This window comes from Apolloniradiicaulis salifontis, from assembly GCF_053756655.1.
This window is the reverse complement of sequence record NZ_CM132387.1, coordinates 1,369,780-1,387,323: the sequence shown is the minus strand read 5'-3', so window position 1 is coordinate 1,387,323 and position 17,544 is coordinate 1,369,780. Positions and strand designations below refer to the sequence as shown.

18 protein-coding genes are annotated in these 17,544 nt (G+C 65.7%); 9 read left to right on the top strand and 9 right to left on the bottom strand.

Going from position 1 to position 17,544, the window contains the following annotated elements; translation table 11 throughout:
• Positions 1-19 precede the first annotated feature (19 nt).
• Genes ACWCOP_RS06750 through ACWCOP_RS06740 form a run of 3 tightly spaced genes read left to right on the top strand, consistent with a single transcriptional unit; the run spans position 20 to position 2,135 of the window.
• On the top strand, positions 20-484 hold the full coding sequence (locus ACWCOP_RS06750; protein WP_478250461.1) for a RidA family protein: 465 nt from the start codon (positions 20-22) through the stop codon (positions 482-484).
• A 52-nt stretch (positions 485-536) separates the two neighbouring features.
• The gene (locus ACWCOP_RS06745) at positions 537-1,682 is read left to right on the top strand and encodes a GNAT family N-acetyltransferase (protein ID WP_478250460.1); all 1,146 of its coding nucleotides are present in this window, start codon (positions 537-539) and stop codon (positions 1,680-1,682) included.
• Between the two features lie 21 nt (positions 1,683-1,703).
• Entirely contained in the window at positions 1,704-2,135 is a 432-nt protein-coding gene (locus ACWCOP_RS06740; RefSeq protein WP_478250459.1) for an HIT family protein, read from the top strand.
• A 60-nt stretch (positions 2,136-2,195) separates the two neighbouring features.
• On the opposite strand, the gene ACWCOP_RS06735 is transcribed toward ACWCOP_RS06740, so the two are convergent.
• A complete protein-coding gene (locus ACWCOP_RS06735; RefSeq protein WP_478250458.1) occupies positions 2,196-2,630 on the bottom strand; it encodes a DUF2147 domain-containing protein in 435 nt (144 codons plus the stop codon).
• Positions 2,631-2,735: 105 nt separating this feature from the next.
• Here ACWCOP_RS06735 and ACWCOP_RS06730 point away from each other — a divergent pair, with 105 nt between their 5' ends.
• Positions 2,736-3,773, top strand: coding sequence for a sodium:calcium antiporter (locus tag ACWCOP_RS06730; protein ID WP_478250457.1), 1,038 nt, complete (start codon positions 2,736-2,738; stop codon positions 3,771-3,773).
• A 56-nt stretch (positions 3,774-3,829) separates the two neighbouring features.
• On the opposite strand, the gene ACWCOP_RS06725 is transcribed toward ACWCOP_RS06730, so the two are convergent.
• The 5 genes from ACWCOP_RS06725 to ACWCOP_RS06705 form a co-directional block, all read right to left on the bottom strand.
• On the bottom strand, positions 3,830-4,831 hold the full coding sequence (locus tag ACWCOP_RS06725) for a class I SAM-dependent methyltransferase (RefSeq protein ID WP_478250456.1): 1,002 nt from the start codon (positions 4,829-4,831) through the stop codon (positions 3,830-3,832).
• A gap of 86 nt (positions 4,832-4,917) precedes the next feature.
• Positions 4,918-6,414 (bottom strand): Ppx/GppA phosphatase family protein, encoded by a 1,497-nt coding sequence (locus ACWCOP_RS06720; RefSeq protein ID WP_478250661.1) that lies wholly within the window; start codon positions 6,412-6,414, stop codon positions 4,918-4,920.
• Positions 6,415-6,416: 2 nt separating this feature from the next.
• Positions 6,417-8,612 (bottom strand): RNA degradosome polyphosphate kinase, encoded by a 2,196-nt coding sequence (locus ACWCOP_RS06715; protein WP_478250455.1) that lies wholly within the window; start codon positions 8,610-8,612, stop codon positions 6,417-6,419.
• Positions 8,613-8,646: 34 nt separating this feature from the next.
• Entirely contained in the window at positions 8,647-9,318 is a 672-nt protein-coding gene (locus tag ACWCOP_RS06710) for a P-loop NTPase family protein (protein ID WP_478250454.1), read from the bottom strand.
• Positions 9,318-10,406 carry a DUF2066 domain-containing protein gene (locus tag ACWCOP_RS06705; RefSeq protein ID WP_478250453.1) on the bottom strand — a complete coding sequence of 363 codons (1,089 nt, stop codon included), beginning with the start codon at positions 10,404-10,406 and terminating at the stop codon, positions 9,318-9,320. The genes ACWCOP_RS06710 and ACWCOP_RS06705 overlap by 1 nt, the downstream gene beginning before the upstream one ends.
• Positions 10,407-10,560: 154 nt before the next feature.
• Here ACWCOP_RS06705 and purM point away from each other — a divergent pair, with 154 nt between their 5' ends.
• Genes purM through arfB form a run of 4 tightly spaced genes read left to right on the top strand, consistent with a single transcriptional unit; the run spans position 10,561 to position 13,997 of the window.
• Positions 10,561-11,592 (top strand): phosphoribosylformylglycinamidine cyclo-ligase, encoded by a 1,032-nt coding sequence (gene purM / locus ACWCOP_RS06700; RefSeq protein ID WP_478250452.1) that lies wholly within the window; start codon positions 10,561-10,563, stop codon positions 11,590-11,592.
• Position 11,593: 1 nt separating this feature from the next.
• A complete protein-coding gene (gene purN, locus ACWCOP_RS06695) occupies positions 11,594-12,253 on the top strand; it encodes a phosphoribosylglycinamide formyltransferase (RefSeq protein WP_478250451.1) in 660 nt (219 codons plus the stop codon).
• Positions 12,250-13,584 (top strand): MFS transporter, encoded by a 1,335-nt coding sequence (locus ACWCOP_RS06690; RefSeq protein WP_478250450.1) that lies wholly within the window; start codon positions 12,250-12,252, stop codon positions 13,582-13,584. Before purN ends, ACWCOP_RS06690 begins: the two co-directional genes overlap by 4 nt.
• On the top strand, positions 13,584-13,997 hold the full coding sequence (arfB, locus tag ACWCOP_RS06685) for an alternative ribosome rescue aminoacyl-tRNA hydrolase ArfB (RefSeq protein WP_478250449.1): 414 nt from the start codon (positions 13,584-13,586) through the stop codon (positions 13,995-13,997). Before ACWCOP_RS06690 ends, arfB begins: the two co-directional genes overlap by 1 nt.
• Before the next feature lie 98 nt (positions 13,998-14,095).
• Here the strand turns inward: arfB and ndk are convergent, their stop codons facing one another.
• Positions 14,096-14,518 (bottom strand): nucleoside-diphosphate kinase, encoded by a 423-nt coding sequence (gene ndk, locus ACWCOP_RS06680; protein WP_478250448.1) that lies wholly within the window; start codon positions 14,516-14,518, stop codon positions 14,096-14,098.
• A 94-nt stretch (positions 14,519-14,612) separates the two neighbouring features.
• On the opposite strand from ndk, the gene ACWCOP_RS06675 reads away from it, so the two are divergent.
• Positions 14,613-16,499 (top strand): ABC-F family ATP-binding cassette domain-containing protein, encoded by a 1,887-nt coding sequence (locus ACWCOP_RS06675; protein ID WP_478250447.1) that lies wholly within the window; start codon positions 14,613-14,615, stop codon positions 16,497-16,499.
• Positions 16,500-16,688: 189 nt separating this feature from the next.
• Here the strand turns inward: ACWCOP_RS06675 and ACWCOP_RS06670 are convergent, their stop codons facing one another.
• Together ACWCOP_RS06670 and ACWCOP_RS06665 are read right to left on the bottom strand one after the other, a co-directional pair.
• Positions 16,689-17,072, bottom strand: coding sequence for an I78 family peptidase inhibitor (locus ACWCOP_RS06670; RefSeq protein WP_478250446.1), 384 nt, complete (start codon positions 17,070-17,072; stop codon positions 16,689-16,691).
• Positions 17,069-17,518 (bottom strand): DNA polymerase III subunit chi, encoded by a 450-nt coding sequence (locus tag ACWCOP_RS06665; protein WP_478250445.1) that lies wholly within the window; start codon positions 17,516-17,518, stop codon positions 17,069-17,071. Before ACWCOP_RS06665 ends, ACWCOP_RS06670 begins: the two co-directional genes overlap by 4 nt.
• Between the last annotated feature and the right edge of the window lie 26 nt (positions 17,519-17,544).

Here is a 17,544-nt window from a genome sequence, read left to right as displayed (position 1 = left end):
TCTTTCCTGGGAGTCCGCCATGGCCGATATCGAAGCCCGCCTGAAATCGCTCGGACTGACGCTGCCCGACGCTGCAGCGCCGGTGGCCAATTACGTGGCCTTCCAGACATGCGCAAACCAAGTGCATGTTTCGGGACAGATTTCGCTCGGGCCCGACGGTCTGGTGACCGGCCGGCTCGGCGCCGATCTAGATCTGGAGGCCGGTCAGGCGGCGGCGCGGCTGTGCGCCATAAACCTCATCGCCCAGCTCAAAAAAGCCTGCGGCGGCGAGTTGTCGCGGGTGAGACAGATCGTGAAGCTCGGCGGGTTCGTGAACGCCGATCCCGGCTTTTATGACGTGCCCAAGGTGATCAACGGCGCTTCCGACCTGATGGTGGAGGTGTTCGGCGACGCCGGGCGGCATGCGCGCTCGGCGGTGGGCGTGGCGGTGCTGCCGCTGAACGCCGCCGTTGAAGTGGATGCGATCGTGGAGATCACCCCCTGACCAGCGCGGTGCGCACGCCTATATCTCCGGTCGCAGCAGTCCGGCGCCGGTGATGACTGACCTCTCCATTCGCATGATCGAACGCCTCAAAGAGGTGGACAGGGACGCCTGGGACGCCGTGGCGAACCCGGCGGACGCCGCCTATGATCCGTTTTTAAGCTGGGACTATCTCGAGGCTCTGGAATCCAGCGGTTCGGCGGTGGAGGAAACCGGCTGGGGCCCGCGCCACCTGCTCGCGGAGGATGGCGACGGAACGCTGGTGGGCGCCTTGCCGCTCTATCTCAAAGGACACTCCTATGGCGAGTACGTGTTCGATCACGGCTGGGCCAATGCGCTGGAGCGCGCCGGCGGGCGCTATTATCCAAAACTGCTCACCGCCGTGCCGTTCACCCCGGCCACCGGGCGGCGGGTGCTGGCGCAGGACCCCGAAATCGCGCAGGTCCTGATACGGTCCGCCCGCCAGGCCGCCCGTGAGATGAACACGTCCGGCTGGAATCTGCTGTTTCCCACGATGAACGACCTTGGAACGCTCACCGAGGCCGGCCTCATGCCCCGGCAGGATATCCAGTTCATTTTCGACACAGCGGACTATCGCGACTACGAGGATTTCCTCGCCGCGCTCAGCTCGAGAAAGCGCAAAGCGCTCAGGAAAGAGCGCAAGAACGCCCAGGATGGAGTTGTAATAGAACAGGTTTCAGGATCCGCCCTCACCGATGCGCACTGGGATTTCTTCTATGCCTGTTACCAGGACACCGGCGCGCGCAAATGGGGCACGCCCTATCTCAACCGCGAATTCTTCCGGATCATCCATGAGCGCATGGCGGATAAGGTCCTGCTGGTCACCGCCGAGCGCGAGGGCGTCCTTATCGCCAGTGCCCTGAATTTCATCGGGTCCGAGACCCTGTTCGGGCGCTATTGGGGCTGTCTTGAAGATCATGACAGCCTGCATTTCGAGCTCTGCTATCATCAGGCCGTCGACTACGCCCTGGCCCATGGCCTCAAGCGCGTGGAGGCCGGCGCGCAAGGCTCGCACAAGCTGGCGAGGGGCTATCGGCCGCAGCTTGTCTACTCCGCTCACGACATCGTCCATCCCGGATTGCGCGATGCGGTCGGCGATTTCCTGAAACAGGAACGCCCCGCCGTAGAGGCGGAGCGGTTGGCGCTCGAGGCTGAAACGCCCTACAAGAAAGACACCTGATCCAGATAACGGGAGCAAGCCATGAGCCTTCACGGGACCTATGACGACGAGAATATCTTCGCCAAGATCCTCAGCGGCGACGCGCCGTGCGTGAAAGTGTTCGAGGACGAACACGTCCTGGCGTTCATGGATGTGTTTCCCCAGTCGAGGGGGCACTGTCTGGTGGTTCCCAAGGAGAAGGCGCGAAACCTCCTCGAGCTCTCCGAGACCAGCACGCAGGCCGCGATCCTTCACGTGAAAAAGCTGGCGCAAGCCGTTGATAAGGCGCTGTCACCCGACGGAGTGATGGTGGCTCAGTTCAACGGTGCGCCCGCCGGACAGACCGTCTTTCATATCCATTTTCATGTCATTCCGCGCTGGTCCGACACCGATATCAAGGGCCATGGCGGTGGAGACAAGGCCGATCCGGACGAGCTGGAAACACTCGCCGGCCAGATCCGCGCCGCGCTCTAGATCTTTGACTTGCCGCCTTTTCGAACCGCGAAACCGGTACCCACTTTCGCTGAAAAGGCTCTAGGCGCCCTCCTCCACCCGCTCCCAGACCTGGGTGCGGCAGATGAAGGCGACGCAGCCGCGCACTTCCAGGCGATCCTGCGCCACCAGCTTCACATGGCCACGGCTGATCTCACGGCCCTCTTCAGGGTCGTAGAGCAGTCCCGGCGTCCACGCTCCGTCTTCGCCGCGCTCAAACCCGTCAAGGACGCGCACGCCGCGCAGGGGCCGGTCACGCAAGGCGGGGTCGGGATTGTTGGCGTCTCGCGTCTCCGGCTCCGATTGCAGCACCTGCGCGTCCACGAGGGCGCCGCACAGCAGCGCCTCATCGCGGTCGCAGGGCTCCACCTGCACGCGGCCGCCATTATCGCCGGTGGCCCAGAGGCCTGTGACCTGATCCATGGGGGCGTTGGCCTGCGCCGCGGCGAGACTGAGAGACAGAACGAGATCCAGCATTGGAAATCCTCTTGAAAACCATAAAGCCCCTACACTCTAACGCATCAGCGGCCCGGATCGAAGCGTCTGTGGAGCCGCAGGGCGCACCTGCGCGTTAGCTCCCCAATGTCGTTTTCATTTACCGAAGGCGCACCGCTCCTGCTGGTGGTGGGCGTGCTGGTCATCAGCGCTGTGATCATCCTGCTCGCCGGATCAAGGCTGGCCGGCAAGGCTGATGAGCTGGCCGACGCCACCGGCTGGGGCGAAGCGGTCACCGGCGCGATCTTACTGGGCGCGGCCACCTCGCTGCCCGGCATCATCACCTCGCTGACCACCGCCTGGGAGGGGTATGCCGAGCTGTCGATCTCCAATGCGGTGGGCGGCATCGCGGTGCAGACCCTGTTTCTGGCGGTCGCCGATTTCACCTATCGGCGGGCCAATCTGGAGCACGCCGCCGCGTCGCTCTCGGGCATGGCTCAGGCTGCGCTTCTGTGCGCCATGCTGGCCGTACCCCTGATGGCCATGGCGGGTCCGGAGTTCACCGTGCTGAACATTCACCCGGCCACGCCGATCCTGTTCGCCGGATATATCTACGGGCTTCGGGTCATCAGAAAGATGCGCAACGATCCCATGTGGGCGCCCGAAGTCGATCGCGAGACCCAGACCGACGAGATTGAAGCGGGAGAGGACGACGCCGACGCCCCGGGCGCCGGACCGGGGCTGTGGCTCGTCTTCGCCGGGCTCGCCCTTGTGACCGGGATTGCAGGCTTCGCCGTGAGCCGGAGCGCCATCGCCCTGGCCGAGCAATCGGGCCTGGCGCAGGCCGCCATCGGCGCCCTCATCACCGCGATCATCACCTCCCTGCCGGAGCTGGTGACCACCATCGCGGCGGTGCGCCGCGGCGCGCTCACTCTGGCTCTGGGCGGGATCATTGGCGGCAATGTCTTCGACACGCTGTTTCTGGCCGCGTCCGATATCGCCTATCGCGACGGCTCGATCTATCACGCCATGACCGACAAGACGGTCATGGGCCTCTCGGCGACGCTTTTGATGACGTCCGTGCTGATCCTCGGCCTTCTGCGGCGTCAGAGCAAAGGCATCGGGTTTGAGGGAATCGCCATCATCGGTATCTACGTGCTCTACGCGGTCATCACGATGACATGAAAAAACGCGCCGGCCCGAAGGCCGGCGCGTCAATTTTTCTGCGCTTTGATAAAGCCTTATGCGGGCTTCATGAAGCGAAGTGTCATGCGGTCGCTTTCGCCCAGCGACTGCGCCGGCGGCACGTCCTCGCCCTCGCTGTCTCCGGCGTTGCTGGGGGCCATGCCCCACACGCCCTGCTCATGGGCGGCCGTGTCGCCGGGATTGGCGTTGATCTCCGAGGAGGCGTCCAGCACGAAGCCGGCCGCTTCAAAGGCCGCGATCACGTCGGACTGCTTGAGATAGCCGCGCGAGCCGGTGGTCATCTCCGCGTCCATGTCTTCAGGCGCGCGGTGCTGGACCACGCCGACGACGCCGCCGGGCTTGAGGAAGTCGAAGACTTCGCCCAGCGCGACCTGCATATGGTCGCCGCCGAACCGGTTCAGGTGATGAAGGGCGCGCACGAACAAAACCACGTCGCCCTGGCCGTCTTCACTCTCGGGAATGGCGTCGAGCGTGTAGGCGCTGATTTGAGAGGCTTCCACCGGGCCGTTGTCAGCCAGCGCTGCGGGGACTGTCTCAGGCCAGGCGGCCATTTCGGCGGCGGTTTCTTCGGTCCAGCGATCGCCGTAGAGCTGCTCCCAGAGCTCAAGCTGATAGTTCAGCGCCAGATAGCGGCCCTCTTGCGCGACATAGGGCAGCACGACGCGCGTGTACCAGCCGCCCCCCGGCAGGGCCTCGGCCACGGTGTCGCTCGGCTCGACGCCGAAGAACGCCATCGTTTCAGCCGGGTTACGGAATTCATCACGGGCGCGGTCGGCCTCGCGGCGCGGATCGGCGAGGATCGCCTCGATGCCGGAGGGGCCCTCCTCCATCGCGGCGGGCTCGGCCATGGTGTCGTCCGTGGCGTCGTCCATGGCCTCGTCGGTATCGTCTTCGCCGTCCATCATCGTATCGGCGGCGGCTTCTTCTTCGCCCGCGGTCTCGATGACCGGGCCTTCAGTGTCCCCGGCCTCCGGCGCGCAGGCGGAAAGCGCAACCAGGATGGCGGCGAGTGCGGATGTGGTCCAAAGCGTCTTCATGGAAAATACCTCCCGGATGTGATGACAGCCAGGCTGTGTTCTAACTCAATTCACCCGCGTGCGCCTATATTTTTCGAACGGTCCGGCTAGATCACACGCGGCTCAAGGCCCAGCGCGCCGGCCAGCTGATCAAAGCGCTGGCGGGCGCGCTCCACGACCAGCGCTTCACCGCCCGGATTGACCTTCAGCACCAGCTCGCTCTTGCTGCGCTCAAGCGCGAACGATTGCAGGACCCGCGCGCTCCGCCCCGAAATCGCAGCGCCGAGCCGCAAGGCGAGGCCCAGCTTGAGCGCGGCCGTCTCTTCGTCGTCATTGAGAAGACGGCGGGAGGGACAGCTCTCGTCGCGCTGCTTCTTGCCCGCATAGCGGTGATGAATGCTCAGCGCCAGGAACGCACGCTCGCGATGGGTGACGCCTCCAAACGGCGCATAAAGCGTCTGGGTCGCGCTCAAGTCCGCGCGATGGTCTGGATGCATGCGCGCGCCCATATCCGCCAGCCTCGCCGCGCTTTGGCGCAGGAGGGCGTCTCGGCCCGGGCCGAACCCGTCCGCCTCGCAGTCAAACACCGGCTCGATCCAGTCGCCCAGAACCCGGCCGAACGCCGGTTCGGGCGAGGCGTTGCGAGCCAGCGCTTCGGCGCCGGAGACCAGCGGGTCGCCATCGCTCACAAGACGCATGTCCTGAGCGCAGACCACGCCCTCGCGCAGGCCGTTGGCGGAAAACACCACCTCCTTGAAGTCGCCCCGGCGCACGATCCGCTTCAGCAGCAGCGCCGCATACCCCAGCATGCCGGCGCGCTTGGAGGAGACGCCGGGTATGCTGGCCAGCGACGTGTCGCTCTGGCTCACGGCGAAGTCGGCGGTCTTGGCGATCTGCGCGGCTGAAAGCGTATACTGATGGAGCAGACGCAGCGGATAATCGTTGAGCGCCATGGCCAGGCTCGCAAACGACCGCCAGGCGCCGCCGACCGCGTAAAAGGTCGGCCCGGAGCTCTCCAGCAGCGGCGCGGCGCGCTCCAGCGCCTCATCGACCACGGGGCGGAACGCCTTGAAGTCGCCTGCGTCGGAGAGCACAGCCAGCGGACCCAGCGGCAAGCTGATCGCTTCGCCGGCCTTGCGTCCGTCCAGGCGTGCGAACTCCAGGCTCGATCCACCCAGGTCTCCGGCGAGGCCGTCCGCCTGCCCGATCCCCGCCAGCACGCCGAGCGCGGACAGCCGGCCCTCCTCCTCGCCGGAGAGGACCTGGATCTCCAGCCCGGTCTCTTCACGCACCCGCGCGACGAAATCAGGGCCGTCTTCGCAATCGCGCACCGCCGCCGTCGCCACCGCCTGGCGCGACTCGACACCCTTGGCGTCAAGCAGCGCGGCAAAGCGCTTCAACGTGCGCAGCGCCGTCTCCACGCCATCGGGACTGAGCCGGCCGCTCTCTCGGGCGCCGCGTCCGAGCCCTGCCATGGTCTTCTCGTTGAAGACCGGCCACAGCGCCCGCCCCTCCACGCGAAACAGCACCAGGCGCACCGAATTTGAGCCGACATCGATGACCGCGGCGTCGCGGCGCTCTGCTTCGCTGCTGGCCGGGTTCACGCTCAATTGCGCTTTCCGACGAAGGGAAAGGCCGGCGGCTGGTCGTGCTTGAGGGCGTGACCGCGCCCGGAGAGGCTAGGATTGGTCATGAAATAGGCGTGGGCGGCGAAAGGATCAGCCACATCGGCCAGATCGACGCGCAAATAGCTTCCATCCGGATTCATGTACCAGCTCTGGGTTTCGTCATTGAGATTGGCCACCATGATCTGATCAAGCACCTGGCGGTGCACGGTCGGGTTTTCGATCGGGCACAACGTCTCGATCCGCCGATCCAGATTGCGCGGCATCCAGTCGGCGCTTGAGATATAGATCTCAGCCTGCGGGCTCGGCATCGGCGCGCCGTTGGCGAAGCAGGCGATGCGCGAATGCTCCAGGAACCGTCCGACGATGGATTTGACCCGGATATTCTCCGACAGGCCCGGTACGCCCGGCTTCAGACAGCAGATGCCGCGAATGATGAGCTCGCAGCGCACCCCCGCCTGGCTCGCCTCATAGAGCTTGTCGATCACCTTGGGATGGACCAGAGAATTCATCTTCGCCCACACCGCCGCCGGCTTTCCGGCCCGCGCATTCGCGATCTCGCGATCGATTTTCTCGCAAATGAATTCCAGCATTTTCAGGGGGCTGATCACCAGTTTTTCCAGCCCCTGGGGCTTGGCGTAGCCGGTGACGAAGTTGAAAATTCGCCCGGCGTCGCGCCCGAAGGCCGGTTCGGCGGTGAACAGCGAAAGGTCGGTATAGATCTTCGCCGTGATCGGATGGTAGTTGCCGGTGCCGAAATGGGCGTAGGTGCGCAGTTCGCTGCCTTCGCGCCGCACCGCCAGGGAGATCTTGGCGTGGGTCTTGTACTCGATGAAGCCATAGACGACCTGAACCCCGGCGCGCTCCAGATCGCGCGCCCATTTAAGGTTCGCCTCCTCGTCAAAGCGCGCTTTCAGCTCCACCAGAGCGGTGACGTTCTTGCCGTTCTCGGCCGCCTCGATCAACGCCGCGACGATGGGTGAATTCTTCGATGTGCGGTAAAGCGTCTGCTTGATGGCGATGACGTCCGGATCCACCGCGGCCTGGCGCAGGAACTCCACCACCACATCAAAGCTCTCATAAGGGTGGTGGACGATGAGGTCCTTGGCCCGGATCGCCGCGAACACGTCGCCGCCATGGTCCTTGATGCGCTCGGGAAAGCGCGGCTCGTAGGGCGTGAATTTCAGCTCCGGGCGCTCGTCCGGGATCAGCTGGGACAGCTGCGCCAGGCCCAGAAGCCCGTCCACAAGCTGAACGTCCTGCCGTTCGGCGTGAAGCTGCTGGATGATGAAGCGGCGCAGCTCTTCGGGCATGGAGGCTTCGATCTTCAGGCGCACCAGAACGCCGCGCCGGCGCTGCTTGAGCAGCGCCTCGAACTCGCGCACCAGATCTTCGGCCTCTTCCTCGATCTCGATATCGCTGTCTCGAATGATCCGGAACGCGCCCTTGCCCACCAGCTGATAGCCGGGAAACAGGGCGTCCACGAACAGGATGAGGATGGTCTCCAGCGCGATGAAGCGTTTCACCGGACGGCCCTGGCTGTCCAGATCGCTGGTGGGGATCTCCACAAATCGCTTCACCCCGGCCGGCAGGGGAAGCAGCGCGTTCATGATTCTTGAATCGCTCTCGCGCTTCAGTTTGAGAACCACCGCGAAGCCCAGATTGGGAATGAAGGGAAACGGGTGCGCCGGATCAACGGCCAAAGGCGTGATCACCGGCAAGGTGTGGGCCAGAAAATCATCGCGCAGCCAAGCGCGCTCCTGACGGGTGAGCTCGTCCGCGCCCACCAGTTCCACGCCCTGGGTCTTCAGGGCGTCGCGCACGTCGCGCCAGGCTGTTTGCTGGGCGCTCATCAGATCTGAGGCCGCGGCGTCGATTCGCGCCAATTGCTCGGACGGATTCAGGCCGTCCATGCCGGGCCGGTCGACGCCGTTGCGCAACTGCGCACGCAGGCCGGCCACACGCACCATGTAGAACTCGTCCAGATTGCTCGCCGAAATGGACAGAAACCGCAGCCGCTCCAGAACCGGATGGCCGGGGTTGGCCGCCTCTTCAAGGACACGCCAATTAAACTGCAGCCAGGACAGCTCCCGGTTCAGGAAACGGTCAGGCGACTGCATGAGCGCGGGCACGTCCACCTGCTCTGCTTTGACCGTCGACGGCGTGGCGTCGTTCATGGAGAGCCTCCTGGCGGGCGCGTGTGAGTGCCGCTTACCCGCCTGATAGAGCGGCGAGACCTTCTCGCGCAAGAGTGCGAGTGACCGGGCCTTTACGCGCCAGCGCCTCCCGATCAAGCCAGGCCGTCAGTGTACGGGCGAAATCCACAGACCGCTCGGTGCGAGTGAGGATGTAGTCCAGCACCCCCGGAGACAGCGGGGTCCGCCGGTCGCGGAACAGCTTTTCCATGACCTGGCGCAGCAAGGCGTCGTCTGGGCCGTGCAGCACCGCGCGCTCGGCCGCGGCCAGGCGCGAATTGAGATCGGCCAGCGCAAAGCCCCAGTCCTCAGGCGCGCCCGCCCCGGTGATCAGAACGCTCACCCCGGCGTCGCCGGCCGCGCGGTTGATCAGGTGAAACAGCCCGTCTTCATCAAGGCCCTGGTCGATATCCTCCACAAGCACGCTGGCGCCGCGCCCCACCAGGACCAGTTCGCGGCCAAGCTTTCTTGCGTGAAGCGCCATGGCGCCGGAGCGCGCGCGCCACATCTGCGCCAGATGGGTCTTGCCGCTTCCTGAAGGTCCAGTCAGCAGAAGATGGCCCTGCCGCCACCGCGGCCAGCGATTGACCATCGCCAGAGCGCCGGCGTTGGCTTCGCTGACGGCGAAACTCTCTGCGCGATAATCCGGGGCGAGCGCGAGGTCGAGCGCGAGCTGGGGTGCAGGCATCAGCGGGGGCGGACCGTCCAGCCAAGTTCAGAGTCTTCGGAGAACGCCGCCCCGCGCGCAGCGAGTTCGGAGCGAACCTGCTCGCGGGCGCCGCGATGGGTGATCGTCATGGCCGCCCCGGTGCGTGAGATGGCGTCCAGTCGGGCGTTTTCGATCAGCGAAGCGCCGGCCACGGCGCTTTGAAGCGCGCGCCATTCGCGCAACGAATTGAACAGCAGCGTGATCTCCAGCTGCGCCGACTCGCCGCCGCGCACCACCGCCTGACGCTTCCACGCCTCTTCGCGCTCGCGCACGATGGCGCGCGCGGCTTCACCGTAGCCGCTCACGATCTGGCTGGGGATTGATTCAATCTCGGGGCCGTCCTCGCCCCGGTTGAATCGCACAAGATCGCCCGCAGCACGCACGCCGCCCGAACTTGAGCGTACTTGAATCACGGCGACGCTGTTCACGCCATACGCCTCGGCCAGCTCGCGCAGCGCGCCTGTATCCAGCGACTGCGCCTGGCCGGCGGAGATGATCCCGCGGCCCACAGGTCCGCCGTCGAGACCCCGGCGCGAGCCGAGCGCGATCATCGGGGTAAGCGAATTGGCGTATCCGCCGTCAAGCCAGGCGTCATACCAGGGGCCGCTGAAGATCTGGGCGCCGCTTTGCCCGTCCATCACAGGAACCACCAGGACCGGCTCCGCCTGGCTTTCCACAAAGGGAAGCTGCCGCCCGGTGAGATAATTGCGCACCGCGCGCGGATCAAAATCCACCGTGATACGCGCCCGGTACCGGGTGGCGGAGCGCTGCTCGTCGGAAATCTGCAGGCCGGCGATGAGCTGCGCAGCCGTATCGGGATCGAGCGCCGGAAGCTGCGCCTCCATCCGGTCCTCGGCCAGGGTCAGCCGTTCGATGAGGGTGCGCGCGGCGCGGGTCTGGCCCTGCGTCAGCGCCGTGCGCTGAGCGTCAAAGGCTGTGCTGGCCTCGGCGTCGATCTCTATACCGGAGACGGTGTAGGGCGATGCGAAGGCCGGCGCGGCGAATGCGGCGATCAGCAACGTCAGGCCCAGGGCGGCGAGATGTCTGGCGGCTTTGAGCGTGCTCATGGCGGTCCCCTCAATTACAAGCGCGCGATTGCACGCGGCGACTATACGCGCGTCGGCGCTGCGGTGAAGCCCTTCAGGGCGCCGCAGGAGGCTCGCAAGCGTGGACAATCTTGGTTATGCAGCGACAATGATCTGAGCATAGCGGAGACGCTCCTTGTCCGACACGCCCAAAACACCCGGCCTCACCTACGCCCAGGCCGGCGTCGACATCGACGCCGGCGACGCGCTCGTGGACGCCATCAAGCCGCTCGCCCGCTCCACCGCGCGGCCGGGCGCGGACGTGGCGCTGGGCGGGTTCGGCGGCGCGTTCGATCTCAAGGCCGCCGGCTTTGCAGACCCTGTGCTGGTGTCCGGCACCGACGGGGTCGGCACCAAGCTGAAGCTCGCCATCGCCACCGGCAAGCTTGACACGGTGGGGATCGACCTTGTGGCCATGTGCGTCAACGATGTGCTGGCACAGGGTGCGGAGCCTTTATTTTTCCTGGACTATTTCGCCACCGGCAAGCTTGACCCGCAAAAGGGCCGCGCGATCGTCTCGGGCGTTGCGGACGGCTGCCGTCAGGCGGGCTGCGCGCTGATCGGCGGGGAAACCGCAGAAATGCCGGGGATGTATTCGGGCGAGGATTTCGATCTGGCGGGGTTCGTGGTGGGCGCGGCGGAGCGCGGCACATTGCTGCCCCGCCTTGAGGACATGAAGCCGGGCGATTTGTTGATAGGGCTGGCCAGTTCCGGTCCCCACTCCAACGGATACTCCCTGATACGGCGCGTCATCGACCATGCCGGTCTGTCGTTTGACTCCCCCGCCCCGTTTGCGCCGGGCTCCACACTGGGCGAAGCGCTTCTGGCGCCGACCCGCATCTATGTGAAGGCGCTGCTGCCCTTCATCCGCGAAGGCGTGATCAAGGGCCTGGCGCACATCACCGGCGGCGGGATCACCGAGAACACGCCGCGCATGCTGCCCGATCACCTGACCTTCGAGGTGGATTACGCGCGCTTTCCGCGCCCGGCGGTGTTCCAGTGGCTGCAGGAGGCCGGCGGCGTCGCGGAGGACGAGATGCGCCGCACGTTCAATTGCGGGATCGGCATGATTTGCGCAGTGGACGCCGACGCAGCGAAATCGCTCGTTACGCGTTTGAACGAGGCGGGCGAACCCGCCTTCATCATCGGCGAGCTGAAAGCGGTCTGACATGGCGAAGATGAAAGTCGCCGTGCTCATTTCAGGGCGCGGATCAAACCTGCAGGCTTTGCTGGATGCTTGCGCGGACGCTGATTTTCCAGCCGAAATCGTGATGGTGCTGTCCAACAAGGCCGGCGCTCTGGGCCTTGAGCGGGCGCGCAAGGCGGGGGTGGCCGCGACCTTCCTGGACCACACGCTCTATGGCGATGACCGGGAGGGGTTCGAGAAAGAGCTCGATGAAAAACTGCGCGCTGAGGGCGTTCAGCTGATCGCGCTCGCCGGTTTCATGCGGATCCTCACACCCTGGATAGTCGACAAGTGGAAGGACCGGATGGTCAATATCCATCCCTCGCTTCTGCCCGCGTTCAAGGGCGTCTCCACCCACGAGCGGGCGCTGGAACAAGGCGTGCGCATTCACGGCGCAACCGTCCATTATGTGCGCGCCGACATGGATGACGGTCCGATCATCGGCCAGGCCGCCGTGCCGGTTCTGCCCACCGATGACGCCGACAGCCTGGCCGCCCGCGTGCTGGAGGCCGAGCACAAGCTTTACCCGGCCTGCCTGAAGCTGGTGGCTGAGGGCAAAGCGCGCGTCACGGCTGAGCGGGTGAAGATCGACAAGTCCGCCGCCGCCAGCGAGCACGCCGTCCTCTATAATCCGGGCGGATGAGCGCGCCCGCCCAACGCCCCGACACACACGCCGACGCCGCCGCTGAGGCGGTGTATGACGCGCTCTATGGCGACGCCGAGGCGCGCGTCTGCAAGGACGTGCCGGAGAGCGCCTGCCGGCATCTGCCGCGTAACTGGACGCTGTCCACCTTCGCCCTGTCGCTCACCAAGACCGGCGACCGCATCGCCGATCCCAAGCTCACCCTCACCTGGCTGTTCTCGGCGCTGGGCGCGCCGGCCTTCCTGATCGGGCTGATCGCGCCGGTGCGCGAAGCCGGCGCGCTTCTGCCCCAGCTCTTCGTCTCCGCCGCGATCCGGCGGCGTGAGCGGCGCAAATTCGTCTGGGCGGCGGGCAGTTTCGGTCAGGCCGGCGCGCTGGCGCTCATGGCGGTGTGCGCGCTCACCCTTCAAGGCGCTCTCGCCGGCTGGCTGATCCTGGCTCTGCTGGCGGTGTTCGCAGTGTTTCGAAGCCTGTGTTCGGTCAGCCACAAGGACGTGCTTGGCAAGACCGTCTCCAAGACCAGGCGCGGCGCGGTGGGCGGCTACGCCAGCAGCGCGTCGGGGCTGGCGGCCCTGATATTCGGGGCGGCGCTGATCCTGGCGCCGGACGCCAACGCCACCGCGATCGCGGGGATGCTGGCCTTCGCCGCCGGGCTGTGGGTCATCGCGGCCTTCGCGTATCTGATGATCGTGGAGGAGAAAGGCGCAACCGAGGGCGGCGCGAACGGGTTTGCAGAAGCGATCAAGCAGCTCAGCCTTCTCAAGTCCGACCCGGCGTTTGCGCGCTTCGTCATCGCGCGCACGCTGATGATCGCGACCTCCATCTCTCCCCCTTTTCTGGTGGCCATCGCCCGTGGAGAAGCCGGCGCGGATCTCGCCGGACTTGGGGGATTTCTCATGGCCTCGGCGGCGGCGAGTTTCGGGGGCGGATGGGTGCTTGGGCGCCTCTCGGACCAGTCCAGCCGGTGGGTTCTGGCGGCCGGCGGGGCCACCGCCGCCGTCTCTCTCATCGGGGTGCTGATCGTCGTGGAAACCGGGCTTCCGGCCGCGAACGCGTTCATCTTCCACGCCGCCATGCTGTTCCTGCTCGCCTTCGGCCATCAGGGCGTCAGGCTCGGGCGCTCCACCTATCTTGTGGATCTTGGCGACGCGGAAACCCGCGCCGCCTACACGGCGGTGTCCAACACCGTCATCGGAATCCTGCTGCTTATCGTGGGAGCGATCGCCGGGGCGGGATTCCAGCTCTTCGGCGTCTGGGTCCTGGCCGGCCTCGCCGCCGGAGCGCTGGCCGGTGCGGCGCTGTCGATCAGCCTGAAGCCGGTGTCAGGCTGATGCGCGTCAACGATCAGATCACGATTGACGACGCCCTGATCGAGGAGCTGTTCACCCGCGCCTCCGGCCCCGGCGGCCAGCACGTGAACAAGACCGAATCCGCGGTGCAGCTGCGCTTCGACATGGCGGGCAGCGATCTCGCCCCCGCCGTCAAGACTCGCCTCGCCCGCCTCGCCGGTTCGCGCCTCACCAAGGACGGGGTGATCCTCATCACCGCCGAGAACGAGCGCTCGCGCGAACGCAACCGCACAGAGGCCCGCGACCGCCTCAAGGCCCTTATCGACAAGGCCAGCAAGGCCCCCAAGCCCCGCAAGAAATCGCGGCCGTCCCTCTCCTCGGTGAAACGCCAGAAGGAGAAGAAGGCGGTGAATTCCAAGCGCAAGGCGCTCAGGAAGAAGCCGGGGCTGGATTAGCGCCCGCCATGTGAGACGCAATTAGCGCGGCGCTGACAGAAAAACCCCGGCGCGAGCGTTCGCGCCGGGGCTTTTCGTTCAGCAATTAAACGCCGGATCTAGCCGACGATTTCGTCGTCGGTGAAGAAGAACTTGATTTCTTCGGCGGCGGTTTCCGGGGCGTCGGAGCCGTGCACGGAGTTGGCTTCGATGCTCTCGGCGAAGGTCTTGCGGATGGTGCCTTCCTCGGCGTTCTCCGGGTTGGTGGCGCCCATCACCTTGCGGTAGGTGGCGATGGCGTCTTCACCTTCCAGCGCCTGGACCACGACGGGTCCGGAAATCATGAAGGACACCAGGTCGTTGAAGAAGGGGCGCTCCTTGTGCACCGCGTAGAAGCCCTCGGCCTGGGCCTTGGACAGGTGAAGGCGCTTCTGGGCGATGATGCGCAGGCCGGCGTCTTCGATCATGGCGTTGATCTTGCCGGTGATGTTACGCGCGGTGGCGTCGGGCTTGATGATCGAGAAGGTGCGCTGGATAGCCATGGGTTCAGTCCTTTAAGCGGGAAGATGGGGAGGAGTGCGCGGCGGCTTATAACGACGCTTTGAGCCGGTGTGAAGCCGTGCTAGGCGCATCGCCATGCTGCATGTGAACGACCTCACCCACCGGATCGAAGGCCGGGTCCTCTTCGACGCGGCGACTCTGTACGTGCCCGCCAAGACACGGATCGGGCTGGTGGGCCGCAACGGCACCGGCAAATCCACCCTGTTCCGCCTGATCCTGGGCGACGCCAGCCCCGATGACGGCGAGGTTCGCGTGCAGGCCGGCGCGCGCGTGGGCACGATCGAGCAGGAGGCGCCGGCGGGCTCGACCCCGGTGATGGACTATGTGCTCGCCGCCGACAAGGAGCGCGCCGCGTTGCTGAGCGAGGCCGAGACCGCCGCCGAGCCCAACCGCATTGCCGAAATCCAGACGCGGCTCGCTGATATCGACGCCCATTCGGCCGAGGCGCGCGCCGGGACGATCCTGAACGGGCTGGGTTTTTCCAGCGTCGATCAGCAGCGCGCCTGCGCCGAGTTTTCCGGCGGCTGGCGCATGCGCGTGGCCATGGCCGCGACGCTGTTCGCCAATCCCGACCTGCTCTTGCTGGACGAGCCCACCAACTATCTTGATCTGGAGGGCGCGGTCTGGCTGGAAAACCATCTGGCGAAGTTTCCCGGCGCCGCGCTGATCATCTCCCACGACCGCGATTTGCTGAACGCCAGCGTTCACGCCATCGCCCACCTGAAAGATCGCAAGATCTCGGTATGGGAAGGCGGCTATGACCAGTTCCAGCGCCAGCTGTCGGAGCGCCAGCGCCTTCAGATGAAGATGATCGAGCGCCAGGAGGATGAGAAACGCCGCCTTCAGGCCTTCGTGGACCGGTTCAAGGCCAAGGCCAGCAAGGCCAAGCAGGCGCAAAGCCGGGTGAAGCGCCTGGAGAAGATGCAGCCCATCGCCACCGTTGTGGCCGATCCGGTGGCGCCGTTCGAGTTTCCCAACGCCGGACGCCGCATGGGTAACCCGCTGGTGCGCTTTGACGGGGCGGAGACCGGCTACAGCGACGGCAAGCCGATCTTGAAGGGCCTGAACCTCAACATCGACACCGACGACCGGATCGGGCTTCTGGGCCGAAACGGGGCGGGCAAGTCCACCTTCGCCAAGCTCTTGACCGGCGCGCTCTCGGTCACGGACGGGCGCATGGGGATGCACAAGAAGGCGGTCGTGGCCCATTTCGCCCAGCACCAGATCGACGCGCTGTCTCCCAAACATTCCGCCTACACCCATGTGGTGGAGCGCATGGACCATGCCACCGAGGCCGAACGCCGGGCGCGCCTGGCGCGCTTCGGCCTGCCCGCCGACCGCCAGGAGACCCCGGCCGAAAAGCTGTCCGGCGGCGAGAAGGCGCGCTTGTTGATGAACCTCATCACGTTTGATGGCGCGCACTTGCTGATCCTGGACGAGCCGACCAACCATCTGGACATGGACAGCCGCGAGGCCCTTATCAGCGCCATCAACGACTTCGCCGGCGCGGTGATCATCATCTCCCACGACCGCAATCTCATTGAATCCTGCGTCGATCGTCTGTGGATCGCCGAGGCCGGCACGGTGCGCGCCTATGAGGGCGACATGGACGATTACCGGCGCGAGCTTCTGCAGGGAGAAACCAAGCCGCGCGACAAATCAAAACCCACGGGCGGCCAGAAGACCGAAACCCGCCGCACCGCCGCCCAGGCCCGCGACAGGTTGAAGCCGCTGAAAGCCGAGGCCGCGAAGCAGGAGCGCGAGATCGAGCGGCTCAAGGGCGTGCTGGAGAAGATCGACGCCGGCCTCGCCGTGACCGGCCTGTGGGAGAAAGATCCCGCCATGGCCACCGACCTTACCAGAAAGCGTGCGCGCTGCGTTGAGATGATCGAAGCAGCCGAAAACGCGTGGCTGGAGGCGGAGGAGGCCTATGAAGCGGCGAAGGTTGAGGCGGGGGTTTAGGCTGCGGCTTAGGCTGGCGGTCTAGCCGAGGCCGACTTCAGTGAATTCCCGGACAAGCCCGATGGGCGCAGACCCGGGACCTGGTCCAGCGTAAGGCGCTATCCTGCCTGAGGTCCCGGCTCGGCGGGCTTCGCCCTTGGCCGGGAATTCATGGGAGGCCCGAAAATCCTGTGAGGTAGGACAAAGCCCCTACCCGCACTTCACCTCCACCACGCGCCCGTCATCACCTGTGACGATGTTCAGGCGGTCGGAGCGGTAGTCCATGGTGATCATGTCGCCGCGGCCATAGATGCGGCGCGGGCTGGGCAGGCTGTCTGTGTGGATCTCGCCGATGGGCTGGCCCACCAGCACCTGATAGGCGGCCGCCGGGCAGCTCGGCGAGCCGTCGCTTGCGTCCGGGCCGCCGGAGGGGCCGCTGTCCTCGCTGCTGTCCTCGCCGGTGTCCGGCCCGCGCTCGCCGCCAAAATTATAGCCCGGCGCGTCTTCGGGCGTTTCAGGTCGATTTTGTCCGGGCATGGTCTGGCATCCACTCAGCAAAGCAGCGCCCAGCACGAAAGCGGCGATGCGCATCATCCCTGTTTCTCCCAACGGCCCGCCTCGTTCTGGCGCCAATAGCTGATCACGGTATCGGTTTTCTTCTGCGCCGCCCAGAGGGCGCGGGCCTTGGCGATGGCGGTCTCGTCTGAGGCTTCAAACATCACCACCACCCGCTCCCAGGCGCTCACATCGCCCGGATCGCAGCCGTCCAGGCAGAACAGCATGGTCGCAGCGTTCGGGTTTACAGGCTCAGGCGAAAGAAGGACCGGCTGATCGCCGTCATGCTCGCCCCCGGCCAGGGCGTGAGGCAGGAAGCTGTCCTCACGAAAAGTCCATAAATGCTGATCGAGGCTGGTGAGGCGGCTCTCCTGGCCGCTGGTCACAACCGCCCGCCCGCCCCGCGCCAGAAGCTTGCCGAGAAGCTCGGGCAAGGCGTCCTCCACGCGGATGCGTTCAAGGTGGTAGAACCAAAGCTCGGCCATTCAGCCCTCCGCCCGCAAGAGCCGCC